The 253-nt window shown below is 66.0% G+C and carries 1 pseudogene; it reads right to left on the bottom strand.

Annotated features, from left to right (window positions below):
• Positions 1-218: pseudogene (locus ACMUOY_RS20340) on the bottom strand (SAM-dependent methyltransferase); the annotation flags it as partial.
• Positions 219-253: the final 35 nt, after the last annotated feature.

The following is a 253-nucleotide window of genomic DNA, read 5'->3' as shown; positions in this document are numbered from 1 at the left end:
TCCAGCACCTGGTCTGACTCGGTGAGCAGCTCACTGGTGCGGCGCAGGCTGGCCTCGTAACCGGCCTCGTCGGCAATGGCGTGGGCGGCGTACTTGCGCGCCATCTTGTCCCAAAAGCGTGCACTCTGGCGCAGGGCGGCGGGGTCGGGTGGCGCGGGCGGCAACGCGTTTGTGGCCAGGGGGGTGGGCGTGGTCGTCATGGCGGGGCGTGAAAACATGCAGCGATGCTATCCATACACCAATCAACTGCATA

It is taken from the genome of Candidatus Skiveiella danica (assembly GCF_022705245.1).
Classification (GTDB): Bacteria; Pseudomonadota; Gammaproteobacteria; order Burkholderiales; family Burkholderiaceae_C; genus Skiveiella; species Skiveiella danica.
The sequence above is the reverse complement of the archived record's forward strand: the minus strand, read 5'-3'. Positions and strand labels throughout refer to the sequence as shown.